At 44.6% G+C, this 17,582-nt stretch carries 17 protein-coding genes; 12 read left to right on the forward strand and 5 right to left on the reverse strand.

Going from position 1 to position 17,582, the window contains the following annotated elements:
• Positions 1–202 precede the first annotated feature (202 nt).
• Entirely contained in the window at positions 203–2,977 is a 2,775-nt protein-coding gene (prsT, locus tag IW644_RS08135) for an XrtA/PEP-CTERM system TPR-repeat protein PrsT (RefSeq protein ID WP_269917189.1), read from the forward strand.
• 172 nt (positions 2,978–3,149) lie between these two features.
• On the opposite strand, the gene IW644_RS08140 is transcribed toward prsT, so the two are convergent.
• Positions 3,150–3,986, reverse strand: a complete 837-nt coding sequence (locus IW644_RS08140; protein WP_269917190.1) for an ion transporter — start codon at positions 3,984–3,986, stop codon at positions 3,150–3,152.
• A 188-nt stretch (positions 3,987–4,174) separates the two neighbouring features.
• Between IW644_RS08140 and IW644_RS08145 the strand changes: the two genes are divergently transcribed.
• Positions 4,175–4,327, forward strand: coding sequence for a hypothetical protein (locus IW644_RS08145; protein WP_179982321.1), 153 nt, complete (start codon positions 4,175–4,177; stop codon positions 4,325–4,327).
• Between the two features lie 117 nt (positions 4,328–4,444).
• Here IW644_RS08145 and tolC read toward each other — a convergent pair whose 3' ends face one another.
• Positions 4,445–5,842, reverse strand: coding sequence for an outer membrane channel protein TolC (gene tolC, locus IW644_RS08150; RefSeq protein WP_269917191.1), 1,398 nt, complete (start codon positions 5,840–5,842; stop codon positions 4,445–4,447).
• A 296-nt stretch (positions 5,843–6,138) separates the two neighbouring features.
• Between tolC and nudF the strand changes: the two genes are divergently transcribed.
• From nudF to parE, 5 genes are all read left to right on the forward strand, one after another.
• On the forward strand, positions 6,139–6,765 hold the full coding sequence (gene nudF, locus IW644_RS08155; RefSeq protein WP_269917192.1) for an ADP-ribose diphosphatase: 627 nt from the start codon (positions 6,139–6,141) through the stop codon (positions 6,763–6,765).
• A gap of 41 nt (positions 6,766–6,806) precedes the next feature.
• Positions 6,807–7,202, forward strand: coding sequence for a DUF1249 domain-containing protein (locus tag IW644_RS08160; RefSeq protein WP_269917321.1), 396 nt, complete (start codon positions 6,807–6,809; stop codon positions 7,200–7,202).
• Positions 7,199–8,020, forward strand: a complete 822-nt coding sequence (locus IW644_RS08165; RefSeq protein ID WP_269917193.1) for a metallophosphoesterase — start codon at positions 7,199–7,201, stop codon at positions 8,018–8,020. Before IW644_RS08160 ends, IW644_RS08165 begins: the two co-directional genes overlap by 4 nt.
• A 61-nt stretch (positions 8,021–8,081) precedes the next feature.
• Positions 8,082–8,663: a YqiA/YcfP family alpha/beta fold hydrolase gene (locus IW644_RS08170; protein ID WP_269917194.1), complete on the forward strand. Its 582-nt coding sequence runs from the start codon at positions 8,082–8,084 to the stop codon at positions 8,661–8,663.
• Positions 8,664–8,782: 119 nt separating this feature from the next.
• On the forward strand, positions 8,783–10,678 hold the full coding sequence (gene parE / locus IW644_RS08175) for a DNA topoisomerase IV subunit B (protein ID WP_269917195.1): 1,896 nt from the start codon (positions 8,783–8,785) through the stop codon (positions 10,676–10,678).
• A 96-nt stretch (positions 10,679–10,774) separates the two neighbouring features.
• On the opposite strand, the gene IW644_RS08180 is transcribed toward parE, so the two are convergent.
• Positions 10,775–11,368 (reverse strand): hypothetical protein, encoded by a 594-nt coding sequence (locus IW644_RS08180; protein WP_269917196.1) that lies wholly within the window; start codon positions 11,366–11,368, stop codon positions 10,775–10,777.
• Positions 11,369–11,663: 295 nt separating this feature from the next.
• Here IW644_RS08180 and IW644_RS08185 point away from each other — a divergent pair, with 295 nt between their 5' ends.
• Positions 11,664–12,368 carry an HAD family hydrolase gene (locus tag IW644_RS08185; protein WP_269917197.1) on the forward strand — a complete coding sequence of 235 codons (705 nt, stop codon included), beginning with the start codon at positions 11,664–11,666 and terminating at the stop codon, positions 12,366–12,368.
• Between the two features lie 169 nt (positions 12,369–12,537).
• Positions 12,538–13,833, forward strand: a complete 1,296-nt coding sequence (locus IW644_RS08190) for a hypothetical protein (protein WP_269917198.1) — start codon at positions 12,538–12,540, stop codon at positions 13,831–13,833.
• Between the two features lie 95 nt (positions 13,834–13,928).
• Here IW644_RS08190 and IW644_RS08195 read toward each other — a convergent pair whose 3' ends face one another.
• Positions 13,929–14,261 carry a hypothetical protein gene (locus tag IW644_RS08195; RefSeq protein WP_269917199.1) on the reverse strand — a complete coding sequence of 111 codons (333 nt, stop codon included), beginning with the start codon at positions 14,259–14,261 and terminating at the stop codon, positions 13,929–13,931.
• Positions 14,262–14,539: 278 nt separating this feature from the next.
• Here IW644_RS08195 and IW644_RS08200 point away from each other — a divergent pair, with 278 nt between their 5' ends.
• Entirely contained in the window at positions 14,540–14,731 is a 192-nt protein-coding gene (locus IW644_RS08200) for a hypothetical protein (RefSeq protein ID WP_269917200.1), read from the forward strand.
• A gap of 1 nt (position 14,732) precedes the next feature.
• On the opposite strand, the gene epmB is transcribed toward IW644_RS08200, so the two are convergent.
• The gene (epmB, locus tag IW644_RS08205; protein WP_269917201.1) at positions 14,733–15,758 is read right to left on the reverse strand and encodes an EF-P beta-lysylation protein EpmB; all 1,026 of its coding nucleotides are present in this window, start codon (positions 15,756–15,758) and stop codon (positions 14,733–14,735) included.
• Between the two features lie 36 nt (positions 15,759–15,794).
• Between epmB and efp the strand changes: the two genes are divergently transcribed.
• Both efp and epmA read left to right on the forward strand, forming a co-directional pair.
• On the forward strand, positions 15,795–16,364 hold the full coding sequence (gene efp / locus IW644_RS08210) for an elongation factor P (protein WP_179982333.1): 570 nt from the start codon (positions 15,795–15,797) through the stop codon (positions 16,362–16,364).
• A gap of 102 nt (positions 16,365–16,466) precedes the next feature.
• Positions 16,467–17,435 (forward strand): elongation factor P--(R)-beta-lysine ligase, encoded by a 969-nt coding sequence (epmA, locus tag IW644_RS08215; protein WP_269917202.1) that lies wholly within the window; start codon positions 16,467–16,469, stop codon positions 17,433–17,435.
• Positions 17,436–17,582: the final 147 nt, after the last annotated feature.

The following is a 17,582-nucleotide window of genomic DNA, read 5'->3' on the forward strand; positions in this document are numbered from 1 at the left end:
CGGCGAGTTAATGAAGCGTATTCTTAGCGTATTTCGCGATATGCTTGCCAGCAGTGTTGCAAAAAACAGTATTATATTCGAATAATGGACAGGTTGCCACGAAATTGCACAAATTCGATGAAATAATAAGCAGTTTAGTCAGTGCTTTTGACAAAGAGCTGGAATGTGACGACAAAAATCTGAGGAAGGGCAAGGAATTACAATGACAAAGCATAGAACTAATAAATTAATTAAACGCACCACGTTAGCAGTTATGTTAACCAGTGCACTTTTGTCAGGGTGTAGCGAGAAGTCGATGGAAAGCCATTTGGCAGATGCGAGAAACTATGCCTCTCAACAGCAGCTTGATGCCGCCATCGTTGAATACAAAAACGCTATTCAAAAGGGGCCTAATGCGGCAGAACCTCGCTTTGAGCTTGGAAAACTGTACCTACAACAAAATAATTATGCGGCAGCAGAAAAAGAACTTAACAAGGCAATGGACTTAGGCCACCCCGTAAGCCAAGTTATTCCATTGTTATCAGTTGCCTACCAGCAGTCAGGAGCAGAAAATGCCCTTGCTGAAGTAGATTATCGCGCAGAAGGAATGACCGCGGTTGAATCCGCAGAAGTGGGCTTTTATAAGCTTCAAGCACTTATGCAGCTTGGTAAAAACGAAGAGGCGCAAGTGCTTCTAGCCGAGCTTTCTACCCTAGATACCAGTTCGGTTTACAAGGGCCTTATTGATAGTTACGCCTTTGTGCTAGAAAACGATATGGAAGGCGCATTAGCCGCAACAGAAGCCTTGCGTGAGCAAGCGCCGACCAACAAAGACGTATTGCAACAGCTTGCCAAAATTTACCTGCAAAATGGCGAACCTGAAAAAGCCGCAGAGGTATATGGCGTTTATGTTAGTCAGTTTCCAGATGACGTTACCAGTAAATTTGCGTATGCCGCGCTTCTTATCGAAATAAGAGATCTGGATAAAGCTCAGCCTATTGTGGATGATTTGTTGGTGCTGAACGAAAACCATCCTCTGCTAAATACTTTTAAAGGCATTATTGAATCGGCAAACGAGAATTATGCGAAAGCCCTTGAACACTTGGAAATTGCCGTTCAAAACGGTAGGAGTGATCAGGTTGTGCGTTTGGTTGCGGGTTTTAGTGCCTATCAAATTCAAGATTTCGAGGCGGCCCAGCGCCACTTAACCATGGTGGCGTCGAGCTTGCCCGACAATCACCCAGGCCTTCGAATGCTGGCAGACAGCATGCTCCAACTAGGTGAAAACGATGAAGCCCTTGAAGTTCTGGCTAGAGTTGAAGGTGAACAAGGTGTTGATGCGGCCCTGTTTTCGAAAGCCAGTTATCAATTGCTTAGAGAAGGCAACGTTGTTGGCGCTCAGCAGATGATAGAAAAATCAGAAGGGGTTAGCACCACAGCCGAAGACTTATCACGTTTAGGTGTTTTACAGCTTTCATTAAACGACATTGATGGGTTAGTAAACCTTGAGCAGGCGGTTGAGCAAGCGCCTGAGTCTGTCACCTCACAAGCAACCTTACTGCGCGCCTACATAGCGACTAACCAGCTTGAGAAGGCGAAAAATGCGGCCAAAGAGTGGCACGAAGCATCGCCACAGACTGCGGCTCCCTTGATCTATTTAGGAAATATTGCAACAGCAGAAGGCGCTTATCAAGACGCGGCGCAGTACCTAGATAAAGCAAGCGAGCTTAACGACGCTGGTAATGAGGTTACGTACTCCAGAGCTAAATTGCTTGTTGCCGAGGGCAATAAAGAAAATGCAGTTGCGTTTATCCGCGCTTTTATCGACGAGAACCCTGCTGACGTCCAAGCTTTGGCGCTGTGGTTCGCGCTCGCAATGGAAAGCGGCAATGCAGACGCCGTGGTTAAGCATACACAAACGCAGTTTAATGCTAATGAAGGCGATATTAATCTAAGACTTTTACTCGCGAGAATGTATTCGCTAACTAACCAGTTAGATAAAACTGTTTCGCTGTTAAGGGCTGTTGAAGGTGATGAGTCATCACCTCAGACTTTCTGGAATTTAAAAGGCCAGGCACTTATTGCCACTAATAACGTAAAAGAAGCCACGACCTTCTTTGATCGCTGGTTATCATTTTACCCACAAGATAAAAATGCGGTATTGGGCAAGCTGCTTATCGTCGACTCTCAAAAGCAATTCAAGCAAGGGTTAGCGCTCACAAACAAGGTATTATCTAAGCGGCCAGACGCCCAACTAACGCTTTTGAAAGCGTATTTTCATAGCCGTCTTGGTCAATCTAAACCAGCATGGGAAATTATCAATAATGTCTCTGACGAGGTTAAGGCATTGCCGTTCGTAAGAGGCGTTATTGCGCGTTTACATCTTATCGATAAAGCACCAGAGCAGGCGGTAGACCACGCCAAAGCCGCTTATGATGCTACTTCAAACTCAGATAATGCTTTGCTGCTTGTTGCAGCCCTTGAGATGTCAGGTAAAAAAGAGCAAGCGTTTAGCTTTTTGCAAAAGCATGTAGATGCGCACAATAACGACGTACAAAGTGCAATGTTGTTAGCCGAGCGTCAAATAGGTAATGATAGAGCCGCAGCTATAGATACCTATGAGCTTATACTTACTAAAACGCCTGATAATTTTGTGGTGCTTAACAACTTGTCGTATTTAGCGTTTGAAGATAAAGACCTTCAGCGAGCAGAAGAGCTAGCGAAAAAAGCGGTATCGCTGCAAAGTGAAAATGCTGATGCTGTGGATACATTGGCGCAGATTTATATCGCTAAGGGCGAGAAAGAAGAAGCGCTAACCCTGTATGAGCAAATATCGACAGGGCCCATTGCTAGCGATGAAGTGTATTTAAATCACGTCGCCTTATTGCTTGAGCTCGATAAAAAAGAGTTAGCAAAACGACGCTTAGCAAGTAGGGAGTTTACCTCTGAAGCCGCGAAGCAAAGAGTAGAAAGCCTTAAGCAGCAATACGGCGTGTAAAGCGCTTTGATAAAGGTTTTAGCTATTTATCTGACTTTGTTAGTTTTCTTTAGTAGCAAAAACTGAAATGAAAGAAGGCCACTTATCGTGGCCTTCTCTTTTTGTTTACCTGTCTGCCTGACTGCTTGTGTTGCTTTTGATTAACAACCTGTGTCTAGACAGCCTCAGGCAGTTATTCTCTGCTATTTTGTGATGCGACCTGCGCTTTTAGCTCCCGTAACTCTTTGAGCACGTCGTGCAGCGTAGGTTCGATATTCCCTTGTGCAATTTGCTCTTCAAGTAAGGCGGCTTCTTTTTCTGCTCTTGCCTTTTCGTTTTCTCTTTCCATCACATTTACCACAATGCCGATAACCATGTTGAGGAAGGCGAATGCGGTAAAGAAGATAAAGGTTAAATAGAAAATCCAGCTTAGTGAGTACACTTCTTGAGTTTCGTACATCACATCTGTCCAATCTTCGAAGGTCATGATCCTAAAGAGCGTCAGCATAGAGATGGTGATATCGCCCCACAGCACAGGGTTAATATTTTCAAACAATGTGCTGCCTACCGCTGCGTATATATAGAAGATGATAAACATCAGCAGCATGACATAGCCTAGCTGTGGCAGAGCTTTCACTAGAGAAACAAGGAGTATTCTAAGTTCTGGGATGATTGAAATCATACGAAGCACGCGGAAGACCCGCACTAAACGCGCAATCAGCGCAAGTTCAGTGTCGTCCGCCGGGATGAGACTGATAACTACAATGAGGGTATCAAACCAGTTCCAGAAGCTTTTGAAAAAGTAACGCTTTTGCTTTTCCGCTAAAAAGCGAATTGTGATTTCAGTTAGAAAGAAAGCGCTAATAAACCAGTCTAAAAACAAAGTAATAGATGACATGCCAGGAGGTAGTTCATAGGTCTTCGCACCGACTAATAACGCGGATATCACGATGACGCTGATAACAAAGGCTTCAAACCATTTGTTTGCTCTTATGCGCTCAAATTTATTTTGTAGTTCAGAGGCTTGCATTTTTATTTATCACTCAAGAAAAAAACAATAAACCAAGAGGCTTGTCGTAAGCTTACTTGGCGTTATACTAAAGTTGTTGTTCCCACACTTTATGCGCCAAAATGTAGGGGCAAAAAGGCGACTTTAAAGCCTTAAACTCGGCAAAAATAACATCACTAAAAATAGAGACAAATTTAAAGGGCATAATCATGGATGATGAGTTACAGCTGTTGCAAGAGAAATTACGCGTCGTTTCAATGCGTTTATCTAATTTTGTAATGACGAAGCAAAATGCCGAAGCCTTATGTGCTGACTACCGGCAGCTGCTGGGTGCTTTACAAAAGTTTTCTTGCGGCAAATAAGCACGCTTTTACACCACAATATATAGTGTATAAACACTAAACACGTACAAAAAAGGGCAGCCAGTAGCTACCCTCTTTACGTCGTATTCAAACGCTTATCTAGCGATATAAAACAACCTATTTGTTGCTATTGCTCTCGACCGGCTTAAGACCGCGGTTGATCATAGCCACATCTTCACCTGTAAGGGTTCCCGCCGCTTGCTTAAGTGTAATAACAGACTGAATGAAGTCATAGCGCGCACCAGCAAGATTACGACGCGCATCAAACAGATTACGTGTGCTATCAAGCACATCAACAATAGTACGTGTACCTACATCAAACCCAGCTTCTGTCGCTTTAAGGGCGCTGTCTGCTGAAACCACTGACTGTTCAAGAGCGCGAATAGTTGAGATAGATGCTTTTACATTGTTAAACGAGCTACGAACAGATTGTACGGTTTGACGATACGTCTGCTCAGCAGCTTGGCTAGCAGCAACGTAGTTGTACTTCGCTTGCGATGTTTGCGCGCTTACACTGCCGCCTTCATAAATAGGTACACTCAACGTCACGCCAATAGACTGACTGTTTAAGTACGGCGTTTCATAACCAAATGGAGTCGTTGAGCCATCGTCGTTAAGAATTTCAGCGTCTACATCGTCTTTAGAGCGGCCATAGCTGCCAGACAGCGACAAGGTTGGTAAATGACCAGAACGGGCAATGGCAATGTCTTCTTTCGCCACGTCCATAGCTAAACGGTCTACCAACAATGCTAAGTTTTTGTCTTGAGCGGTTTCTAGCCAGCTATCTACGGTTTCAGGCACCGGCATTGTGGCCGAGAAATTATCTTTATTTAATCCGTAAAGACGGTCGTGATATTTACCTGTAATCACGCGCAGCGCTTCAAGAGCAAATTCGAGTTCGTTTTTAGCCTGAATTTCCTGAGCGACTGTGCTGTCGTAGTTTGCTTGTGCTTCGTGAACGTCCGTAATAGCCGTAAGACCCACTTCGAAACGTTGACGGGTTTGTTCAAGTTGACGTTCAATCGCACGTTTTTCTGAACCTACAAATTCTACGTTGTCACGGGCGCGCAACACGTCAAAGTAAGCCGTAACCGTACGTACAATAAGGTCTTGCATGCTTGCCGCAAGTTGTGCATCGCTTTGTTCAGCAATTTTTTCAGCGCGGTCTAAGCCTAACCAATTAGCGTGGTCGTACAACGACATTGAAAGTGTTAACCCGTAGTCGATGGTGTCTACTTCTGTATCTGTGGTAAATACCTGAAGGCCGTTGTCACCAGCAGCTTGTTGAAAGCGTTCAGAATCTGACATGGTGTAGGCCACAGAGCCAGAGATTTGCGGTAGTAGACTTGCACGGCTAATACTAATTCCTTCAAACGCAGCATCACGTTGCGCTTTCGCTTGGTTTACCAATGGATCGTTCGCCAGTGCTTGTTGATATACCTGCATTAGGTCATCGGCTAGTGCACCAGTTGTCATCGAAACACCGATAACCAGCGACAGAAGTGTTCGTTTCATGCTTACGTCTTCCTGTTGTGTTCAAGTTGCGTCGTCATTTATTCGTTAAGACGACTTATTAAAACCAAGTGTATGAAAATTCAACCACAAACCGAAAGTCCAAACTCGTAACAGTATTCGATTAACTGTAACAGAATATGTGATCTACCCACGCAATTTTTATAGTAATAGACGACTTGTAATATGAGTTTTCTGTTATTCGTACACACTCAACATCGCATTTTACATGCGTATACATGGTTGATGTGTAAATGTACTATGTATGATAAATCTATTTGAACCATAAGTGTCAGCAAATGAGCAAGGAATTCCTTTCATTTACCTCAAATGACGTCGAAATCACCGACATTAAGCCAGTGTATCGTGGTTTCTTTACCATGAATCAGTATCAATTTAAGCACAAGTGTTTCAATGGAGAATGGAGCAACACAGTGACACGCGAAATTTTTGAACGCGGTCATGCGGTGGGCGTTTTGCCCTACGATCCTATTCTTCAAGAATTCGTGCTAATTGAGCAGGTTAGAATTGGGGCGTTAGCCACATCTTCAAGCCCTTGGTTAATAGAAATTATCGCAGGCATGATAGATAAGGGGGAAACACCAGAAAATGTGTGCCATAGAGAGTCGATGGAAGAGGCGGGAATAGAGTTACAAAACTTGACCAAGGCCCTAAGCTATTTATCGAGCCCAGGCGGTACTACTGAAAGATTACATATATTTATAGCAAAGACTGATGCAAGCTTGGCAAAGGGGATTCACGGGCTTGAAAGCGAGTCTGAGGATATCAAAGTGCATCGCGTAAAAGAGAATACCGCTCTTGAATGGCTAGAAAATGGCCATATAGACAACGCCGCAGCAGTAATTGCGCTACAATGGTTTTTTATGCATAAAACACAACTTCTGGAGCAGTGGCAGACATCGTGACACAACGCAAGCAACGAAAATACATCCCTCATCTTCCGTCAATGCAGGCGCTTTGCGAACTGAACTATTCTTACGTTCTTAGAATGCTACCTGACTGCGATACGGAAGACTTGAGTTATGAATTTTCCGTTGGCGTGGGGTTGGCCTATGAGATTAGGATAGTGGACTCTGCACGCTACACCAGCACGCTGAGCATCAAGCAAACTACCAAAGATATGCCGTCGTATCTAACGCCAACTATGACGGTTCGTCTATATCATGATGCGCGCATGGCTGAAGTGATAAATAGCCAAAATACCGGGGCCCTTGAGCCTTCTTACGAATACCCTAATTTGAAAATGCGCCAGCGCAACGAAAAGCATATGGTAAATATCTTTTTAGCTGAGTGGCTAAACTTTTGCCTGCAACATTCAACAAACGTTACCTCAGAAGCGTGATATCACTAATACAGATAAGTGATTGCCACTTGTTTAAGGACAAAGACAAAACCGGTTACGCGGGTATAGCGCCTTATCACTCACTAACGCGTGTACTTAGCGCTGTTCGGCAGGTCCTTGCAGATATTGCTGATTCAAAAAAGCAAAGCGCTAATAAAGAAACTATTGGTCAAGAGCCGAAAGTGATAGTGCTGATTACTGGAGACATCAGTGGCGATAACTCCCCCGAAAGCTATCAGCACTTTACCGCATTGATGGAGCAATATATCGAGCCAGAAAATATAGACTGGTTTGTTCTTGCGGGGAATCACGACAATAATCCGCATTTCGAAAGCTATCTCGGTAGTCGTCACTTGCAGAGTACCAACCCGATAAGCTTTTCGAACTGGCAAATACACGGTATGGATACCCGCACTTCAGGCAATATGCACACGGCTGCGGGCGAGGTAAAAGACAGCGATTTAATTGCATTAAAACAATCGCTAGATGCATCATCGAACGTTAACCACCTTGTTGCGCTCCATCATCATGTATTGCCTTCGAAAAGCTGGATGGATAAACATTTTTTGGTTAATGCGCAGCACTTTGAGTTGCTTATCAATGAATATCCGCAAATAAAGGCGTTAATTCACGGTCATATCCATTCGCCATTGCGCCAAGAAATAGGAAGGAATAGCACGCCTTCTTTCGGAAGCCCGTCTACCTGCTGGCAGTGGCAAATGCGCGCTGAATTCGGTGTAAGCGAAGCGGCACCTGGGTACCAGGTAATTAATTTGATGGATAATGGAACGGTAGACGTTAGGGTTATCGAGGTCTAGGTCTAAAATAGTCCAAAGTACAGAGAACAATACAGTAGAGAGCAACACAGTAGAGAACAGTATGCAGCACATCTTATATCTTCATGGCTTTTTGAGCTCCCCGAAGTCCATAAAGGCCCAAGCCACTAAACAATATTTTGAGCAGCATCACTCAAACGTCACCTTACATATACCTGAACTGTCTAATTTTCCTAGTAAAGTTGAAAGTCAGCTGCTTGAGCTTATTGATAGTACCCCAGCACTGCTCGAAAACGGGCTTAAACTGATTGGTAGCTCAATGGGCGGCTATCTCTCTACATATTTACTAGAGAAGTTTGGTGGCAAAGCCGTATTAATAAATCCAGCGGTACGCCCCTATGAACTGCTGCAAAACTTCATAGGCACTCATGAGAACCCATACAGCAGAGAAAAGTTTGAGATAGTAGAAAGCGATATGGGGGTTATAAAAGCCTTGGAGGCTGCTTCAATTAAACAGCCAGCTAGTTACAAAGTGCTGCTTCAAACGGAAGATGAAACTCTAGACTACCGCTTGGCTGCAGAGAAGTACCAGCAAAGTCACTTACTTATTGAAGAAGGTGGCGATCACAGCTTTGTTGGTTATGAAAACCACTTACCTGCTATCGCAGAGTTTTTGCTAAAATAAGCGCATTGCCAGTCTTTACTAGCCCTGCTAACATCAAATATACGCCGTGCAGTGCTGTAATTACTCACAGTAGTGTGTGCTTTCTTTCCTTATCGCTGGCTTAAATAACAACCATAACTATGTCAAATCAATATAATTCAGAAGCTATCGAGGTTTTAAACGGCCTTGACCCCGTAAAACGCCGTCCTGGTATGTATACCGACACCACCCGCCCAAACCATTTAGGGCAGGAAGTTATCGATAACAGTGTGGATGAAGCGCTCGCCGGCCATGCCTCTAATATCAAAGTTATTTTGCATGAAGACCAATCGTTAGAAGTTATCGACGATGGTCGTGGTATGCCGGTGGATATACACCCTGAAGAGGGAATATCAGGCGTAGAGCTTATATTATGTAAGCTTCACGCAGGCGGTAAGTTTTCAAATAAAAACTACGCCTTCTCTGGTGGTCTTCACGGGGTGGGGATTTCGGTAGTTAATGCGCTTTCAACCCGCGTAGAAGTGACAATTCGACGAGACAGTAACGTATATCAAATCGCCTTTGAAAATGGCGACAAGGTAGAAGATTTACAGGTTATCGATACTTGCGGCAAGCGCAACACAGGTACCCGTGTTCATTTTTGGCCCGACCCGCAATATTTTGATTCTGCAAAGTTCTCGGTTAGCCGTCTTGTTCATAATCTGCGTGCCAAAGCGGTATTGAGCCCTGGCTTACGCATTCGCTTTGACAACAAAATTACCAAAGAAAGCCAAGAGTGGTATTACGAAGATGGCCTAAAAGACTATCTTTACCAAGCGGTGGAAGAGTTCGAAACCTTACCGTCAGATACGCCATTTGTAGGCACGTTTAGTGGCAACACAGAAGCCGCCGATTGGGCTGTGATGTGGTTGCCTGAAGGTGGTGATTTGGTTACAGAGAGCTACGTTAACCTTATTCCTACCGCGCAAGGTGGTACACACGTTAATGGATTGCGCCAAGGCTTACTTGAGTCGATGCGCGAGTTTTGCGAATTTAGAAACTTAATGCCCCGTGGCGTTAAGCTATCGCCGGACGATATTTGGGACCGCTGCGCCTATATTCTTTCAACTAAAATGCAGGACCCTCAGTTCGCGGGACAAACCAAAGAGCGTTTGTCTTCACGTCAGGCCAGTGCGTTTGTATCAGGTGTGGTGAAAGACGCATTTAGTTTGTGGCTAAACCAACATACTGAAATTGCTGAAGCGCTGGCTGAAATGTGTATTAACAATGCACAGCGTCGTCTTCGACAGGTGAAAAAAGTTGCCCGTAAAAAGGTTACACAAGGCCCTGCACTACCGGGTAAATTAACCGACTGTTCATCGCAAGATACTTCTTACTCTGAGTTGTTTTTAGTAGAGGGTGACTCGGCAGGTGGCTCGGCTAAACAAGCGCGTGACAGAGAGTTTCAGGCAATCATGCCCCTGCGCGGTAAAATCTTAAATAGCTGGGAAGTAGACTCTTCTCAAGTACTGGCATCACAGGAAATTCACGATATTTCTGTGGCGCTGGGTATAGATCCAGATTCAACAGATCTGTCTGGTTTACGCTACGGTAAAATTTGTATTCTTGCCGATGCTGACTCTGACGGGCTACACATTGCAACCTTACTATGTGCGCTTTTTGTACGTCATTTCAGAACCTTGGTAGAGCAAGGCCATGTGTATGTCGCCATGCCTCCGCTATTTAGAATAGATGTGGGTAAAGAGGTGTATTACGCTCTAGATGAAGGCGAAAAGCAGGGTATTCTGGATCGTATTGAAGCAGAAAAGAAACGCGGAAAAGTGAACGTACAGCGCTTCAAAGGTTTGGGTGAAATGAACCCGCTACAGCTTCGCGAAACTACAATGGACCCGAACACCCGTCGCCTTGTTCAGCTGACTATTGAAGATGCTGAAGAGATGATGGAGCTAATGGATATGCTGCTTGCTAAGAAGCGTTCAGGCGACCGTAAAACTTGGCTTGAAAGCAAAGGCAATATGGCAGAAGTGGCGCTATAGCGCTTGTAAGGGCTAACGCACAGAATTAACGTCGATGCTTTAAAAGCTGGTCAAATAGCAAAACGTCACAAAAAGTGAATAGAAAACGCCGAGATACTATCCTGAAACATGGAGTTCTCGGCGTTTTAGTTTGTGCATCTGCAATAAAATACTGCCACGCATTATGACACTGGTGCCGTTTAAGATGAGTAGCGGCCAGCTTTGGCTTAACGGCATTGTTAAGCCGAACATTAAGGTGCTAACGTCTTTAATCAAGATGTTTCGAAATAACGCAAAGGACAGCGAGCCTACTTTTTGTCTACGCTGCAACACAAACCACTGATGCAGCGAACCTTGAAATAATATGACGGTGACTACCAGCATCAACGTGTTTGCGCCAAGTTGCGCAAGCGTTGGGAAGGGGCGAAAAGCAATGGAAAGGGTACCGCCAACAAGCGCAAACAGAGCAATAGCGGCAACGTAGCCTGAAATTGTATTTCGCCTGTGTTGCCATATTTTCCAAATTATTATGAGCGTAAGAATGAGCGCGCCAAAACGCGTCCAAACCAAGTAATGGTTAAAAGGCTCTACCGAAATGCCGAATAGGAAAATAGAGAAAAACGCAAAATAGCTAGAACCAAACTGGTTTAGCGACAGGCTGTGGTTCGCATCGCTTTTCTCGCTTGTAACGGACACTTGATGGTGCGTCATAGCTTTAATCTGTGACCATAAGCCTAACCAAGTCAGTAAAAAAAGCGCGGCACTAGCAAAGCCTAATATGTGGTAAAGCACGCAGTCAGCTCCACGTTAACAATGTTTAAACTGGTGAGAGGCTTCCAGTGTACCACGTAGCAGCCGGCCTATGCTTTACAGGAGTAAGCTGGGCGCGAAGAAATATTGGATAAAGTCTGGATCTTAAAGTGGAAGGATATCGGTTTTTCGGTGCCGATAGCGTTCTATGTATTCTCAACACCGAAATGTAGTTTTAATAGCAAGGAGGTTTATTTTGGCATTGCATTCAGTTTCTTCATCTACACGCCAGTTAGCGGTGAGCGATAACACCACAACGCTATTATTTGACCACGATGGCACCCTGATTGACTCAGAAACCGTACATTTTGACCTTTGGAAAGACATTTTATTGAAATATGATGTTGAGCTAAGCAAGGATTTTTATTGCGAAGTGATGGCGGGGATACCGGTCAAACAAAATGCTGTGGACTTAGTTGAGCATTTTAATATTGATATTGAACCGCAGTTACTGGCTCAGCAGAAACACAAAAGCGTGAGTGACTACCTCGATAAACAAGCTTTTCCTTTGATGCCATTTGCTAGGGAGACCATTACACAATGTGCAGAGAAGGGATTTACTATTGGCATTGTGACGGGAGGAAGTAAAAAGGCTGTAGAAAAAACGTTATCTCAATATGAGTTAAGTGATTATATTTCCTGTGTGGTGGCCGTAGAAGACGTAGAAAACAGTAAGCCCGCCCCGGATTGTTATGCCCTAGCAATGGATAAGCTAGGTAAATCGCCTAGCGAGTGTGTAGCCATTGAAGACACGCAAACCGGTATGACAGCAGCACTTGAAGCAAAGTTGGCTTGTATTGTAATACCTACAGATTTATCGCAGCATCACGATTTGTCCCGTGCTACTGTGCGTTACGATAGCTTGAAAGCGTGGAGCGATAGCGAGCTCAAGACACGTTAATTATAAAGGTTATATACGACAACTTGTCATTCCACTTGTCACTGGTGGCGCGAAAATAGATAACGTAGTATAACCAGCACCTTAGCGCCTATTGTGTTTCGTTTCTCGACAACGCATTAGGCGCTAATTTCTTTTGATTAGTTGTAATTACAGGTAAAGCTGATTTCTTATGATTTTGCGTAGCCTCAAATGGCTTTTAATAACTATCGCCATCATCCTTGTTCTGCTTGTAGTAGGCGTGGCTACGGTTACCGTTATGGCTGTACAAAAAGCACCCTTGGTGGCATCGACAGCGCCGACGCAGCTCGATGGTGCTGACAGTGTTAACGAACTTCTCGGCCAGCTAAAACAGGCATTTTCACGCCGAGAAGAAGGTCATCAGGTAACGCTTACCGAAACGCAAGTCGAAAGCTTGGTGGGCGTGTTACAGCGGGCCTTACCTGAGTTTAAAGGCGTAGTAAACATCACCCCATTAGCAGGCACTGTAAATGTTACTTACGCCATTGATAATACAGGCTATTACATTAATGCCTCGGCATTAGTATTACCCGGAGATAGCTTGCGTATAGAGCAAGTTCAAGTAGGCGACTTAACCATTCCAGGCCGTTTTTTACTCGGCTTTTTAGAACGCACAGTGAATTCTTATACCCAATCGGAAATAGCCACTATTGCGCTGTCTCGGGTAGAGCGAGTAACAATGGGGCGCGGTGAACTAACCCTTGATGTTGGGCGCTTAGATGAGCTACTAAGTGAGTTAAACGTCGTGACATCAAATATGTCGGTTAGCGAACAGACTGAGCTTCAGCAGCTTTCCGCTTACTACCTACGCTACTTGTCTGGAAGAGAAATAGCCTTATCAAACAAGCCGGTTTCTCTTACTGAATACTTGCGTGAAGGGATGGCTAGAGCGCGAGAGCAAAGTCAAACGTCGCAAGATGCCGTACTTCACAACAATGCTGTAATTCTCGCGCTAGCGGTTTACGTGGGTCATCACCGCGTGGGTGCACTTGTCGGCGATATCCAACCAGATCCCGATAGGGCGTTAAAGCCGCGCAGGGGCGCGGTACTTCATAATCGCAATGACTTGGCTCGTCACTTTATTATCTCTGCGGCATTAGAGCTAATGGCCGAACAAGGTATGTCCTTAGCAATTGGCGAGTTTAAAGAGTTAATGGACCGAGGCAACGGTGGCTCGGGCTATAGCTTTGTAGATTTAGCGGCAGATATGTCGGGTACTGAGTTTGCTAAGGTTGCTACAAATCCAAACACCGCAATGGAAGTACAAAACGCCATGGCGCGCATTCAAAGTGAATTGGAAATAGTCCCGCCTATTGAAGGTCTGCCTGAAGGCTTGAGTAAGCAAGCCTTCACTGAACAATATCAGCGCGTGGACAGTGAATCCTATTTAAAAGAAGTAAAGGAAATTAAGCGTAGAATCAGCTTGTTGCCGCTTTACCAAAAATAAGCGCTAAGGCATGTAAGAGTGCGCCGAAAGTGAGAGGCTAATCTAAAAAGCCCGCTGTTAAAGCGGGCTTTGTTTTACTCACTTGCAGTTCTACACTACTTTTTAGCAAGAGACTGCTGAAACTGTGCAATGGTTACAAGAGCCAACTCTATTTTTTTAACCAAAGGCGCAAGTGCCTGCTTAGCGGCATCGTCATCCAGTTCCTTTAGCGACTGCCAGTCGTTCGCTATCTCTTGTACATAGGGGCCAAAGCGCTTGGCTGATGTGGTAAAACCGCTATCGTCAGCGAATACGGCTGCAAACTTACCTTTTTGATCGCGCTGTAAGTTATCTAAAATTTGGTCGGCATCAACGGCTTTGCGGTGCAGCGTTTGAAGTGTTTCTTGAAGTTGTTGATGGACAGCTTGCATCTCTTGGCTCTGTTGCATAGTCACGCCTTTTATTTCTAATGTGATTAGGTGTGCGTATTACCTGCACACCTAAGTTTATATGGTTTGCGTCGCAATTATTTTTTGCCACGCCAAATGTATTTCGGTAAATAATGGTTAAAGTTTCGCCTTTCAAGGCCGATAACGTAACGATGTTGTAAATTACAAAACCTACGGTTCACTAACGAACTCGCTGGTTACGTAACGCTCAACACATTGTAAGGGTGGGCAATTCTGCCCATTTTTTTACTTTGCTACAAGCAACAAAGGAAAATGGTATGGATCTACAAGGTGCTAGTGCCTCTGGAGCGTCCGGTGCGTCACTTGAGTTGGCCTCTCTTAAGTTGGCAAAAAGCCAACAAGAGCAAGAGGGTAAAGCGTCGCTTCAGCTGCTGGAATCAGCCGCTGACGTACCAAAATCGTCATCTTCAAACCCCGCGTTAGGCGCCAACATCGATACCTACGCGTAAGTTACGGATGCAAATGTAAGTCGATAGGCGTTTTGCCGGGTTGACCGCCAATTTCTCTCACCAGTTTTGGCACTAAAAAGCCTGGCAGGCGCTTTATCGCTTCTTCCATAATCAGGCGACCTTCATCATCGCTGACATAAAAATGGCTTGCACCCTGCACTTTATCTAACACGTGTAAGTAGTAAGGCAGGACACCCGCTTCAAAAAGTGACTCGCTTAAGTTACTGATGGCCTCGCCAGAATCATTAATACCTTTAAGTAATACCGACTGATTGAGCAAGGTGACGCCCTTGTCTCGCAATGTGCGCAGTCGCCTTTTTAAGGGCTCAGAGACTTCATTCGCGTGGTTCGCGTGCAGCACCAGCACTTTTTGAAGAGGCAAGGCCGTAAACCATTCAATAAAGTCATGGCTGATTCTTTCTGGCAATACCACAGGCAAGCGGCTATGTATGCGCAGGCGTTTTATGTGGGGAATGGCTGCAATTTCATTAGCTAACCACGACAAATGATTATCTTTCGCCATAAGAGGGTCGCCACCTGAAAAAATCACCTCGTTAATTTTGCTGTTACTGCGAAGGTATTCAAGTACATCAAGCCACTGATGTTTACTTACCGAATTGTCGGCATACGGGAAGTGGCGACGAAAACAGTAACGGCAGTTTACTGCACAGCCAGTGCGTACCATCAACAGCACACGAGAATCGTATTTATGCAAAATACCCTTACCTGCTGTGTCATGCTCATCTAAAGGATCTTCGCTGTAGCCCGGTGAGGTGAGAAACTCGTCGCTAAGCGGCATAACCTGTAAAAACAGGGGGTCGTTAGGGTTTCCCTTTTCCATAAGGCTAACGAAATGCCGTGGAACACGCATGGGAAAAAGGCGGCGTGCTTTAATATGTTGAGCGTATTTTTCTTCGTCTAAACCTAAGTGCTGCAACAGTTTTGCAGGATCGGTGTAGCTACTTGCCAATTCTTTTTGCCAGTTATGCTCTACAGAAATCGGTTTTTTAGGTATTATTTGTTCCACGAAACTTTTTGTACCTTATGTTTAGACAGAGGAATTATGGCTAATTACAGCACTAACGAGTTCAAAGGCGGCCTGAAAATCATGCTGGACGGCGAACCTTGCAACATTCTAGAAAACGAATACGTAAAGCCGGGTAAGGGCCAAGCGTTTAACCGCGTAAAAATCCGCAAGCTTATTTCAGGTAAAGTTTTAGAAAAAACTTTCCGCTCAGGTGAATCAGTAGAAGGCGCTGATGTAATGGATACAGAGCTTGCCTACTTGTACACCGATGGCGAATTCTACCACTTTATGAACAACGATACATTCGAACAAATCGCTGCAGACGAAAAAGCGGTAGGCGAGAACCAAAAGTGGTTGGTAGAAAACGACGTTTGTACTATTACACTGTGGAATGGTTCTCCTATTACGGTAACGCCACCTAACTTTGTTGAGCTAGAAATCACTGAAACGGATCCAGGTCTTAAAGGTGATACAGCAGGTACGGGCGGTAAACCAGCGACACTTAGCACTGGTGCAGTTGTTCGCGTTCCTCTATTCGTACAAACAGGCGAAGTTATCCGCGTTGATACGCGCTCTGGCGAATATGTGTCTCGTGCACAAAAATAATAGCGAAAACTAAAGCGCTATAGGCGCATATTGTTAACGTATAAAAGCCGGTGCCTTGTGTACCGGTTTTTTGTTTAAGCTTTACTATTTAGGTTTTAATACATGCAACCTTGGCAGCCGACTACTACACACGATGCGCGCGTAGCGCGTGCAGAATTACTCAGAACCATCCGAGAGTTTTTTTACGCAAGAAACGTGTTAGAGGTAGACACGCCTTTACTTTCAAATGGCACAGTTACTGACGAACACCTAGATGCTTTTGATACACAGTTTAATTTTGCCTCATCTGGTAAGCCAAGTAAGTTGTATCTTCAGACCTCGCCAGAATATGCCATGAAGCGTTTACTGTGCGCTGGTAGCGGCAGTATTTATCAAGTGTGTAAAGCGTTTCGCCACGAAGGGGAAGGGCGCTGGCACAACCCAGAGTTTACCATGTTAGAGTGGTATCGCTTAGGCTATGATCACTTCGCTTTAATGGACGAGGTTGACGCCTTATTGCAAGAAACCTTAAACACCGCCTCAGCCGATAAAATGACTTACCAGCAAGCCTTTCAGCACTATCTAAATATTGACCCACTAAGCGCTGATGATGAAATCTTGCTAGGCGCAATGGAGCAGCACCATATAGATATTCATGCGCCACAAAGCCTTAGCTATGACAGCAAATTACAGCTGTTATTTAGCTATGTTATCGAGCCCAAGATCGGTATTGAACGGCCTTGTTTTGTCTACAACTTTCCGGCCTCTCAGGCTGCGCTTGCAAAGTTAAGTTCTGCTGATGAGCGGGTTGCTGAACGCTTTGAGGTGTATTACCAAGGTGCTGAACTGGCCAACGGCTTTCATGAGCTAAGTGCGGCGAATGAGCAAAGGCTTCGCTTTGAGACAGATAACGAAAAGCGCAAAGAAAACGGGTTGCCAACAAAGCCCATTGATGAGAATTTTTTAAGTGCCCTTGATACTGGGTTGCCTGCATGTGCAGGCGTAGCCTTAGGTGTCGACAGGTTACTTATGTTAAAAACAGGCGCGTCACATATTAAAGAAGTTATTAACTTTAATGTAAGCAGAGCTTAAACAACTGTTGCGTATGTGGGGGCGAAAAGTGTTAACTTTGCACCTAAATAGTCATAAAACATTAAATTACGTTAGAACAAAGGGAAGTTACGCTAGGCAGCGGTTGACATAAGCAGGTCAATACTGAAAAATGTTATAACATCACTC

Origin of the sequence: Alteromonas sp. PRIM-21 (assembly GCF_027563165.1) — a bacterium.
GTDB lineage: Bacteria > Pseudomonadota > Gammaproteobacteria > Enterobacterales > Alteromonadaceae > Alteromonas > Alteromonas macleodii_A.